The organism is Embleya sp. NPDC008237, assembly GCF_042956465.1.
Taxonomy (GTDB): Bacteria; Actinomycetota; Actinomycetes; order Streptomycetales; family Streptomycetaceae; genus Embleya.
Genome location: NZ_JBIBGL010000026.1, coordinates 97,764 through 108,981, shown reverse-complemented (window position 1 = coordinate 108,981; position 11,218 = coordinate 97,764). Strand labels below are relative to the sequence as shown.

At 70.9% G+C, this 11,218-nt stretch carries 9 protein-coding genes and 1 pseudogene; 5 read left to right on the top strand and 5 right to left on the bottom strand.

Annotation, left to right across the window (positions count from 1 at the left end; genetic code table 11):
* The first annotated feature begins 379 nt into the window (after positions 1-379).
* Positions 380-1,270 carry a phosphotransferase family protein gene (locus ACFZBU_RS43420; protein ID WP_391589320.1) on the top strand — a complete coding sequence of 297 codons (891 nt, stop codon included), beginning with the start codon at positions 380-382 and terminating at the stop codon, positions 1,268-1,270.
* A gap of 294 nt (positions 1,271-1,564) precedes the next feature.
* On the opposite strand, the pseudogene ACFZBU_RS43415 reads toward ACFZBU_RS43420, so the two are convergent.
* The 4 genes and pseudogenes from ACFZBU_RS43415 to ACFZBU_RS43400 all read right to left on the bottom strand — a co-directional run.
* A pseudogene (locus tag ACFZBU_RS43415) lies at positions 1,565-1,756 on the bottom strand (class I SAM-dependent methyltransferase); the annotation flags it as partial.
* A gap of 372 nt (positions 1,757-2,128) precedes the next feature.
* Positions 2,129-2,473: a hypothetical protein gene (locus tag ACFZBU_RS43410; protein WP_391589319.1), complete on the bottom strand. Its 345-nt coding sequence runs from the start codon at positions 2,471-2,473 to the stop codon at positions 2,129-2,131.
* Positions 2,474-3,071: 598 nt separating this feature from the next.
* Complete coding sequence (locus tag ACFZBU_RS43405) at positions 3,072-3,929, bottom strand: S1 family peptidase (protein ID WP_391589318.1); 858 nt, start codon at positions 3,927-3,929, stop codon at positions 3,072-3,074.
* Positions 3,930-5,243: 1,314 nt separating this feature from the next.
* On the bottom strand, positions 5,244-6,158 hold the full coding sequence (locus ACFZBU_RS43400; RefSeq protein ID WP_391589317.1) for a LysR family transcriptional regulator: 915 nt from the start codon (positions 6,156-6,158) through the stop codon (positions 5,244-5,246).
* 101 nt (positions 6,159-6,259) lie between these two features.
* On the opposite strand from ACFZBU_RS43400, the gene ACFZBU_RS43395 reads away from it, so the two are divergent.
* Positions 6,260-7,273 (top strand): NADP-dependent oxidoreductase, encoded by a 1,014-nt coding sequence (locus tag ACFZBU_RS43395; protein ID WP_391589316.1) that lies wholly within the window; start codon positions 6,260-6,262, stop codon positions 7,271-7,273.
* A gap of 405 nt (positions 7,274-7,678) precedes the next feature.
* On the opposite strand, the gene ACFZBU_RS43390 is transcribed toward ACFZBU_RS43395, so the two are convergent.
* Positions 7,679-7,990, bottom strand: coding sequence for a chaplin (locus tag ACFZBU_RS43390; protein WP_391589315.1), 312 nt, complete (start codon positions 7,988-7,990; stop codon positions 7,679-7,681).
* Positions 7,991-8,398: 408 nt separating this feature from the next.
* Between ACFZBU_RS43390 and ACFZBU_RS43385 the strand changes: the two genes are divergently transcribed.
* From ACFZBU_RS43385 to ACFZBU_RS43375, 3 genes are all read left to right on the top strand, one after another.
* Complete coding sequence (locus ACFZBU_RS43385; protein WP_391589314.1) at positions 8,399-9,010, top strand: hypothetical protein; 612 nt, start codon at positions 8,399-8,401, stop codon at positions 9,008-9,010.
* Positions 9,011-9,484: 474 nt separating this feature from the next.
* Complete coding sequence (gene mihF, locus ACFZBU_RS43380; RefSeq protein ID WP_391589313.1) at positions 9,485-9,799, top strand: integration host factor, actinobacterial type; 315 nt, start codon at positions 9,485-9,487, stop codon at positions 9,797-9,799.
* A 133-nt stretch (positions 9,800-9,932) separates the two neighbouring features.
* Complete coding sequence (locus ACFZBU_RS43375) at positions 9,933-10,937, top strand: YdcF family protein (protein ID WP_391589312.1); 1,005 nt, start codon at positions 9,933-9,935, stop codon at positions 10,935-10,937.
* Positions 10,938-11,218 lie beyond the last annotated feature (281 nt).

Sequence of the window (11,218 nt, the reverse complement as noted above, 5' to 3'; positions counted from 1 at the left end):
CGCGGTCTCCGGCAAGTCGCCCAAGGACGTGCTGGACCAGCTCCAGAAGGAAGCCGAAGCGGCGGTCGCGCAGCAGAAGAGCTGACGCACCACAGGTGATCACGAGACCGGAGACCGGAGCGGACGGGCGACCACGACGGCTCGGAACGCCTCGCCCGCCAAGCCGTCGACGCCGAAACACACCGACCCACCGAGACTGAGTCCGCTTCACCCGGACACCCGCCCGGTCCTCGACAAAGGCGATACGCCGAAGCCGACAGGGTGTCGCGCCGGTTGGCGGCGGGTACGGCCGGTCGCGCGCGGCGCCCGGATCCGGTGGGTCCGTCGGCCCTGGTCGGGGCCGGCGCGCTGCTCGTGCTGCCGGCGGGCGTTCGGGGGCGTGGCCACGCCGGTTTCCGCCGTCGAACTGGGCACGGGGATGTACAACAACGTGTACCGCGTGACCCTCGCCGGGTGGGACCGGCCGGTGATCCTGCGGGTCGCGCCGGAAGCGGCCCGCCAGTTCCGCAGTGAGCGCCACCTGATGCGGAACGAGTACGGCAGCGTGCCCTGGTTGGCGGTGATCGCTCCGCTGGCGCCGCAGGTCCTCGCCGTGGACCGGTCACACGAGGTGATCGGCCGGGACTGGATGATCCAGTCCCACCTGGACGGCGTTGCGGCTGCGGAGCACCTGGGGACGTATCCGCGCAGGGCGTGGCCGGCGTTCTTCCGGCAGATGGGCGCCATCGCCCGCTCCGTGCACGACGTGCGGGGTCCGTGCTTCGGGCCTGTCGGCGGCCCGGGGTACGGGAGGTGGAGCGAGGCGGTGATCACGTCCCTGGAGGAGATCGCCGCCGACCTGGACGGGGCCGGTCTGGATGCGGCCGATGTGCGAAAGGCCGTCGCGGTGGCCGCGCACGACCGTGCCGTGCTCGACGAGGTGACCGAACCGAGGTTGCTGACCGGGGAACTGTGGACGGTCAACGTGATGCTCGACGCCGGGGCCGCGGAGCCCACGATCACCGGAGTGCTCGACATGGACCGCACATGGTGGGGCGACCCGGCCGCGGACTGGACGATCCGCATGGCACTGGCGAAGCAGGACGAGCGCGTCGCGTTCTGGGAGGCGTACGGTGACCGGGACCGCTCTCCCGCCGCGGTATGGCGTTCGCTGGTCCACGAGGTCCGGCACCTCGGCGCCGTGCGTCTGGAGCACCACCGGCTGGGCAACGCCGCCGGGGTGGAGAACACCTACGACGCCATGGCTACCGTTCTGGCCGACCTGGACTGACGTTTCCACACCACCGGTGCGCCGGGTCGGTCGGAGGTTCGGCCGGAGATGGTGGTGACGGCGACCCTGGGCAGGAGGTGGGCGGTGGGCAGGCGCCGGCGGGCTTTGCTTTGCAGTCCGGCGAGTGCGGTGTCCGGGTCCGGGTCCGGGTCCGGGTCGCCGAGTCGGAGCGCGACGCGGTAGATGTTCCGGTAGGTGTCGATCCAGGCCCGGACGGGTGTGGCATCGCACGGCGGTGAACCCGGCGGTATGCAGTGCCGCGGGCCAGTCGCTGTGGCGGTGGCGTGCGGGCAGTCATGGGTCGCCGGGGTTGGGCGGGTGCCGGCCGGTGACGACGAGACGCCCGCCCGGTCGGAGAATCCGGCGGGCCTCCCGGGCCGCCGGGGAGCGGTCGTCGCCGTACTGGAGAGCATCGATGGAGACGGCCGCCGACACGCTCGTGTGGGGAAGCCCGGTGGTGGTCAGGTCGTTCACCATGAAGTGCGCCGTGCCTTCGTCGCGTTGGAGTCGGCCGTTGTCGTGCCTGGGTCACCGCGACCGGCGAGAAGTCGACACCGAGCAGGTCGACGTGTGCCGCGCGGGCCGGCCTCGGACCGAGGCCGCCGCGTCTGCATTCGAGATCGGCCGGCACCTCGCCCTCCTTCAGGGCCAGTTCAGCGGCAATGTGGTGCAGCAGATCGGCGCAGAGGAAGGAGAGTCGGCCCCGCGAACGCGGGGATTGCTGCCTGCTATTCGTCCCCAAGGCCCGGGATTGACAGGTCGACTCGCGCAGACAGGATGTGCGCGAATGCGCCCATGCGCACCGGGGTACTTCACAATCCCCCGGTGCCCGTCCCGCCGCGGCTTGACGACCGTCCCTCAGAGGTCGAAGCGCTGTTCGGTGGCGGTGGGATCGGACGCGGACCCGTATCGCAGAACGCCGTGCGCCGGGCGGAAGGGCAGAGCGTGCAGCACCGGTGCCATCACGGCGAAGAGCGCGTCGGCGTCGGGACCGTAGGCGTAGAACACGACCTCGCCGCCTCCGAACTCGTGCCCGTCGAACTCGCCGACGCCGGCTTGGTCGATCGCGTCGGTCAACCGCGCCTCGACCCGGCGGACGGCGGCCCGTTGGTGCTGTGTGCCGAAGCCGTCTTCCGCCAGCCGAAGCCGGTTCAGAACGCACGCTATCTGCTCATCGACGCGCAGGCCCGGCTCACGACACACGATCTTCCAACTGTGGCAGACCGCTACCGCGGGCCGGCTGACGCTGCTTCCGCGAACCGTCGTCTCATCCGGTCGACGGCTCGGCCCACGAGCACGTCGGTCGACGAGGACCCGGCAGCTGCCGGAGCGACGGGTCCGTGAAGCCGTCGACGGCCATCGCCCCGGCGGGCCGAGCCGTGGGTGTAGCGCGGCCACGGCGTCGTCGAGGGAACGGGCTCGTGCCACCCGGCTGCGAGATGCACCAGGTCGTAGCCCGGCCGTGGTCTTCTCGTCCGCTGTGTCCGACGAAACGTGAGCGGCCGGGCACGGTCACACGAGGTGTACCTGTGCCCGGCCTGCTCCCGCGGCTACCCCGACGCGCAGACGCTGCTTCCGGTCTTCGGTTGCCATGTGAGGGGCAGGTGACCGAGGTTCGTACGGACCCGGTCGCAACCCTCGCCCGCGCCCGGGGAAACGGCCGTCAGTCGTCGACTGGGACGGGACAGCGTCCCCCGGACGGCGACCCCGGACGGTGACCCCCGACGGCGGGCGGTTCCCCAACCGGCACCACACCGGCGCCCGGCGTGGATCAGCACGCGCCGGGCGCCGGCGTCTCGGCCTACTTGTGGCCGTGGATCGTCTTCTGGATCCAGTTCTTGTACGCGGTGTCGTTCGTGTACAGGCCCGGGCCCGTCGCGCAGCCGGGCTTGCCGTCGCCGTCGCCCGAGGTGGTGCCGATCAGTTCCCACCGGCCGCCGCGGTTCTTTTGGATCTGCGGGCCGCCGGAGTCGCCGAAGCAGGCCATGGCCTTGGGCTTCTGGCTGATCGTGCACAGGCGGGTGGCGTCGGTGCGGCCGTTGCACTCGGCGCTGGTGCCCAGGCGGGTGTCCAGCTCCTGGAGTCGGTTCGGGAAGACCGCGTTCTCCAGGCTGTCCGGGTCGACTATGGTGCCGAAGCCCAGGAGCCGAGTCGGCGTGCCCACCGGCCCGGCCTGCTTGGCGAGCTTGATCGGCTTCTCCTTGACCGGCCGGTCCAGGCGGATCAACGCGAGGTCGTTCACGTTGTAGCCACCATCCTCGGCCGGCTGCGAGTAGCCGGGGTGCATCACGATCTTGTCGATGCCGCGAACGGTACCGCCCTGCGAGCGGTTCTCGCTGCCGATCCGCACCGTCCCGGCCAGTTCGATCGGCAGATCACGGTCGACACAGTGCGCCGCGGTGAGCACCCACTGTCGATCGATCAGGGTGGCTCCGCAGCCGGCGTCCACGCCCCCCGCCTTCATCGGGACGTAGGCCATGAACGGGTAACTCTGGGTGGAGTCCTGCCCGTTGATGATCGCCCCGGCGCTGCCGGCGAACGCCGTGGAGCCGAGCACGAGTGCCGCCCCCGTGGCCGCGATCGCCTTGGCGACCAGACCGCGCCGGCGGCGCGAGGTGGGGCCGGTTTCGGCGGTGGGACGCGAGGTGAATGCGCGCATGTAGTGACCTTTCGTGAAGGAAGGATCGGCCGCACGAGGGGTGCGGCGGCCGTATCCGGGCCGAACGCTTCGCGCGTCCGGGCCCGTGCAATTCATCCTCGGTGCGGCGCGCCGCCGGAAACAGTCGGCTCGATGTCATCCTCGGTCAGATTCCGGACACGCCAGTGGTCGCGGCACTCGCGGCACTCGCGGCACTCGCGGTCGACGGGCCGTCGGACACCGGTTCGCCGCCCCCGGCCGGCTTTCGGCACTGCCGCCCGGCACCACCCACACGCCGGTTCGCGACAAGCGGCGGCCGCGCGAGGATCAGCGGGCCCGTCAGCCCTCTGCGCGCGACACGAGGATGGGTCCGGTCCGGTCCGACCGGTGGGGTCGGGTCCGGACCGGACCGGTCGGCCGTCGCAGCCACCGCATCCCACCAAACAGGTGGGGCAGGGAGCAAGGGTTTTCAGACACAATCGCCCCTCCGATACGCCGAGCAGGGGCGGCCGGCAGGACCGACGCGGTCTCCTGCGCGTCGGTGCCTGCCGGCCTCGTGGCGCTGAAGGCCGTGGAACCACGCCTACCAGGGATTCCCGCCGGGGCGGTTCCTCCTGGCCACGAGCCGCTCGCGGACGGACGCGGTGCAGTTCCATCATCACGTCGCGTCACGTCGCGATCGAAGACGATGGTCGCAAGTTCCACATCGGGGTGGGGAGCGGCGGCGGCCCCTTCGAAGGGCAGGTTCAGCGAGCGCGGGTGGGGCGCGACGATGTCCTCCAACGACTCGATGAGATCGGCACCCACCCCCGGTCCACCAGGTTCTCGATCACGCTCTCGTCCCATTGGCAACTCAGGAGCTCCGTGGTCTCCAGGCCGCACGCCGGGGTTCCGTCACCCGTCGGGGAAACGGTTGCACGACGTCCCGCGAGGAGCCGTCGTCGTTGCGATCGGGTACGGACGGCGGACCCAGTCGGGTCACGAGAGTGAGTGAAGACGGAGCCGCCTCGTTTGGTGTTTCCGGGCCGCAGGATTCGGCGAGGGTCGCCGGCGCCAGACCCGGAGGTCGAGAACCCGGAAACAGGACCATTCGGGTGCCACTGCGGCGCACGCGGAGGCAACCGTGCAAGGCCGTGCGTTCCGGGGAGACAGCCGGAACTGCGTCTACACGGACGCCGCGCCGTGGGCGGGATCGGTTCGTGTCGCGCCCGGACCGAGGGCATCGTGCTCGGGGACCTCATGCCCGTGATGGCGCCGGAGCCGGCCGGCCACAACCAGATCATGTCGTCGTCACGCTGCGGGATCACCACCCCGGAGCCGGAAGAACCGAACGCTTCACCGGTAGGTCGCTCGGAGTTCGCGGATCAGGGCGCGGACGGAGAGGCTGGAGGCCAGCTCCGGGGTGGTGATGTAGCCCACGGAACGGGTCGGGCGCTCGGGTCCGAGATCGGTGATCTCGATGCCGTCCGGTGCTTCGTTCAGCGAGAGCGCGGGCATGATCGCCATTCCGAGACCTCTGCTCACCATTGAGAGCACCGCTCCGTCGTCCTCGGTCAGGACGGTCGCCTTCGGAATCCAGTCCTGCTCGGCCCACCACCGGCGGGTGTAGGAACCGCAGTTCTCGTGCCAGTCCACCAGCGGCAGGGAGCGCGGGGCGGGGTGGCCGGCCGGGTGCACCAGCGAGTAGTGCTCCTCGATGAGTACGTCGCCGATGAGCCCGGCGGGCACGAGCGAGGTGGCGCCGATCGTTGCGATGCCCACGTCCGCACGCCCCCCGGCGACCTCACCGGCGGTGCCCGCGCCCAGTTCTCGGACGACATGCACCTCCGGTTCGATGCCGGGGTGGCGGGCGGTGAGGCGCTCCAGGACGGGCGGCAGCAGGTAGAGGGCGGCGCTACGAAAGGCGGCGATCCGCAGCGGGCCGGCGACCGTGCCCCGTTCGGCGCCGCGGGCCTCTGCGGCCAGGGTGTCCAGGAGCCGCAGGACCCGGCGGGCGTGGGCGGCAGCGGCGGTACCGGCCGCGGTGGGCGTCGCGCCCCTCCGGCCTCGCTCGAAGAGGACCACGCCGACCTTGCGTTCCGTCCCGCGTATGGAGTGCGAGACTGCGGACTGGGTCAGTCCGAGGACCTTGGCGGCCGCCGAGAACCCACGCTCGCGGTCGACGGCCACGAGGATGCGGAGCTCGTGCGGGGCGAGGTCGGTGGCGGCAGCCGCGGTGGGTGCCGAAGATATCGGGGCTGAGGCTGTCATAGGGGGTCCCACCTGCTGCTATGAGGGCTCTTCATGGATCGGGCCATTCCATGAGCGCAACCCTCTCCTCGGCCTCCGCATTCCTCCGTACGGTCGCCGTCATGACCGAGACCGCGCTCACCGTGCACCAGACCGCCCGCCCTCATGGCTTCCCCACTGCCGACCACTTCGCCTTCGTAGAGTCCGCCATGCCGGAGCCCGGCCCGGGAACGGCGCTGGTGGAGAACTTGTACTGGTCGGTGGACCCCTACCACCGGGAGATGATGGACGGGCACTTCGCGCTGAACGCTCCCCTGGAGGGCCGCACGATCGGCCGGGTCGTGGACTCCCGCGATCCGGCGCTCCGCGAGGGCGAGATCGTCTTCCACCGGCAGGGCTGGCGCACTCACACTGTCCTCGCCTCCGAAGAGGCGCGTGCGGTCCCCCATTTCGACGGCGTACCGCTCTCCGCGCACCTGAGCATCCTCGGCGGCACCGGCCTGACCGCCTACGTCGGTCTCACCCGCATTGCCGAACTCCGCGAGGGGCAGGACGTGTTCGTCTCGGCGGCGGCCGGCGGTGTGGGCACGGCCACCGGGCGGCTCGCCCGGCTGATGGGCGCGGGACGGCTGGTCGGCAGCGCGAGCAGGGCGGCGAAGGCCGCCTACCTGACCGAACACGTCGGCTACGACGAGGTCTTCGACTATCGCTCGGGCCCGGCGGCCGAACTGCTCGCCAAGGCGGCGCCCGAAGGAATCGACCTCTACATGGACAACGTCGGCGGCGAGCTCCTCGAAGCGGCGATCTCCTCGCTGCGGGAGCACGGACGGATCGTGCGGATCGGCACGATCGCCCAGTACAACAGCACCGGCACGCCCTACGCCCTGCGCAACCTTCCCGACATTGTCGAGAAGAGCCTGCGCATGGAGGGCTTTTTGGTCCGCAACTACCGTGATGTTCAGGAGGAGTTGTACGAGTTCGTCGTGCCGCACCTGCAGAGTGGACGCGTCACGCTCGACGAGACCGTGGTCGACGGCTTCGGCGGCATCGTGGACGGGTTCCTGGGAATGCTGCGGGGCGAGAACCAGGGCAAGATCATCGTGCGGGCGGCCGGGGCGGCCGGGGCGGACGTCTGACGGACTGGGGCGTGCCCGGCGCCGCAGAGGAGCGGGGATCCACCTCCGACAGGGCGAGCGCACCGGCCGGGCCGAGCATGCCTTTCCAGTCACGCCGGCCGGGCGAGGCAGCGCCGCTTGAATCATCGAGGCGCTCCACAAGATGATTCGCGCGCCGGCGGCGACCACCACCACGTCCCCGGCGCATCCGCATCGCGGCCGGCTGCCGGCCGGCTGGGGAAAGTCGCCGGCGCCCTCGGTAGGGACCGGGCCGGCGTGCAGCGCGTCTCCCCGGCCTGTCCCGGCCCGCCGGTGGGTTTCGTCGTGCGGGTGCTTCCGGATGTGCCGAGACCCCCGCGGGATGCAGGCGCGGGGGTCTCGGTGTGTCGGACGTGGAGGAACGTCCGGTGTGGCTGGTCCCTGGGGTCAGCCTCGGTGGCCTTCGTGCTGCGGCGCCTGGTGGCCGCTGTCGTGGCCCTTGTGCTCGTCGTCGCTACCGTCGACGTTGAGGCAGGTGTTGCCGATGGCGGGGTTGAGGATGCCGACGATGTTGACGGTGTTCCCGCACAGGTTGATCGGGACGTGGACCGGGATCTGGATCTGGTTGCCGGAGGCCACGCCGGGGGAGCCGACCGCGGCGCCGTCCGCGTCGGCTTCGGCGTGGGCGGCGCCCGCGCCCGCCATCAGGACGGCGGCGGTGCCGGCCATCACCATGGTGACCTTCTTGAACGAACCCACGAACACTCCCTCGTCGCCGTGGCGTCGGTCTGTCCCGACGCCCTCGTGTCGATCAACGACGCACACGCCCGAAGGACTTCGGCCTCGCCCGTTGTTCACCCGAATGCCACACACCACACAGCACACCCCATCCGGCGCCGCAGCCCGGTCGCCGTTGCCGTGCAGCACGGCGTCGTCCCCCGTGACCGCCGCGAGGCCCGCAGCGGGCGGTCCGCGTCGTCCCGGCGTCGAGGTGGGGCCGGCGGGAAGCGCGCGTCGGACGGCGCTCGCGGAGCGGCGGGCACTGTCGAGTTGCCGACAGGAGTGGGCGGAAGTCTTGGCGTCCGGGAGCGTCCGGGCGTGTCGGGTTGTCGCGTCCTGCCGGGGCTTCCATGAAGGGAGCGTCCGGGGCCACCGACAATGCGGGGCATGGATGACGTGTTCACACTCCTTTGCCAGGCCCTCGATCTGCTGCCCGAGGACGCCGCGGCGGACAACGGCCAGACGGTCGGGGACGTTCGCGAGGACCTCGGGCGGCGGGAGTGGGGGCCGGCGCTCGGCGTTCTCGAGGAGATCGCGGATGTGCATCCAGTGTCCGTGGACTTCTGGGAGCTTCTCGCCGAAGCCGCTCGCCGGATGGCGCTCGATCGCAGTCGTCGTTGGTGTCGGTGGCGGGCCTGGGAAGTCCGGCACGGCACGATCCGGGCAACGTTGCATCTGATGGATCCGAAGGAGGGCGGACCTCGAACCGCCTTTCCCGGGGACGGTCGGCTCAGGCCGATGTGGGACATCGGTGGTCGCAGTCGCAGCACGGACGGAGAACGAGCACTCCGCGTCGCGAGGCTGTGGGTGGAGTTTCAGCCACGGCTCGGCCCCGGCGAGACAGCCACCGTGCGCCTGGCCCCCCTGCACCCCGAACAGTGGCGGCACCTCGAGCCCGGTGACGTGACCTTCATGCACCAGGCCCGACTCGTCGCGGACCCGCCCCCCGCGCACGCCGGCATCGCCGAGATCATCGAGATCCTGCCGCCTCGCGTTTGACGCCACCGGACCGGGCGGGCGCGAGATGCCCGCGGCGCGCACCGCCGCCGGCCGCCACCAGGGCTCGCCGTGAGCCCGCCGGAGCCGGCACGGCAACCGGGCGACTCGCCGATGCGGGATCCCTCCACCCACAATCCGAACACGGACGGGCAAACGGCCGGCGCCGACGCGCTCCGTCGACCGCATGGCCGAGCTTCGAGAGCAGTATCGGCAAAGGCCTTTCGCGGACAAGGAGTTACGGCTTTCGCGGACAAAGAGTTACGAGCAGACACGATCTCGCCCGCGCGTTCCTCCGCACACCACCCCCGGGGTGGCCGATCGGCCCGAGACATGTCCCGGTCGGCCGCATGACGTCGCCTGCCCGCCCTCTCGATCGGGACCCCGGGTTGGCGAAATCGTTGGTCGAGGCTCCGGGTGGAGGGGCATGATGGGCCCGTTCCGTTCCGTTCCGAGCGATGCGAGGAGAGCACCCCGATGGCCGTGCCGCCTTTGACCCCCGAGGAGCGCCGGGCCGCGCTCGCGAAGGCCGCCGCCGTGCGGAGTGAGCGGGCGGAGGTGAGGGAGGCGCTCAAGCGCGGCCGGTTGTCGCTGGGCGAGGTGTTGGCGGCCGACTCCGACGCCGTGCGCAGGATGCCGGTCCGTGCCCTGCTCGAATCCCTTCCCGGCGTCGGCAAGGCGCGGGCCGCCAGGCTCTTGGCCGAGTTGGAGATCTCCGAGCGCCGCCGGGTGCGCGGCCTCGGCGTCCAACAACGCAACCGGCTTCTGGAGCGGTTCGACCCGCGGGGCTGACCGACAAGGCATGGTCCCTGCGCCGGGCACGGGTCGAGCACGCGATCCGACCGTGATCGCGGCCGTGGTCCTGCGTGACACCCTCCGTGACACCCTCGGGAGTGCCGCCGAGCGCGCTGCATAGGATTCGGCGGTGTTCGCCTATCTCCTTTCCGCATTGTTCTTTGCGTTCTTCCTCGTCGGAGTCCTGCGCGACCGCCGCCGGTTCGGCAACGCCGTGTACCTGGGGTTGGCCTTCGTCGCCCTTGTCGTCGGGCTGCTCGGTGAACTCGATCGGCTGCCGGGGCCGCTCGTCACGGCGGTGACCGTGGTCCTCATGCTCGCGCCGGCCGTGGGCGTGCTCGTGCTGGCCGGCGCGCTGGTGTCCAACGGCGCGACGATGGTGCGTCGGGAGGGAATCCGCCCAGCCAACCTGCTCTCGCTGCTGGCGGGGCTGACCATCGTCGCCGTGGTCGCGCTTCTGGTGACGGCCCTGATCACCCGCTCACGCACACTGATCGTGGTCACCGGCGCCGTCGTCCTGGTCGTCGGCTACGTGTCCTTCCTTTTTCTGTGCTTCGTCTGCTACGCCTTCCTCTACGAGCGGTTGCGGGTGCGCCGCTCGGTCGACTTCGTGGTCGTACTCGGCTCGGGACTCGTCGGCGGAGATACGGTGCCACCCCTGCTGGCCGGTCGACTCGACCGCGCGCGAGCCCTCTTCGACGCCCAAGCAGCGCGCGGAAACCAGCCCGTACTCATCACCTCGGGCGGCCAGGGCCCCGACGAGAACCTGCCGGAGTCGCACGCGATGGCCGACTACCTGATCGCCGGCGGGTTCCCCGCGGAACGGATCGTGCGCGAGGACCGCTCACGCACCACCGAGGAGAACCTGCTCTTCAGCAAGGCGATCATGACGGCCGCCGACCCCGACTACCGGTGCCTGATCGTCACCAACAACTTCCACGCCTTCCGCGCCGCCCTCACCGCCCGACGCACCGGAGTCCGCGGCCACGTGATCGGCGCTCCGACGGCCCCGTACTTCCGCCCCAGCGCAACGATCCGCGAATTCGTCGCGGTGTTCCTGACCTACAAGGTCGTCAACCTCGGTGTGTGCCTGCTCATTGCCGCATCCGGCATGGCCGCCTGGCTGCGCCTGTGAAAGGATCCGGGAGCCGGCGACGCCGACGGACGCCGACGCGCACCGGGCCTGGAGCTGCACCGACCGAGCCGGCGTCATGAGCGCGCTCGGGCAGCGTGGTCGCGACCACCCTCCCAACGGGCGACCGGTAGGACTTCATTTCGGACGTCGACCCGATCGCTGAACCGAACGTCCACCGCACCACGACCGGCCACCCCCGGCCACGCTGTTCCCGGCCAGGGCCTTCGTGTTGTCCCGGACAGGCGGACGGTGCGGGACGCGAACGGTCGTTGTCCAGGACA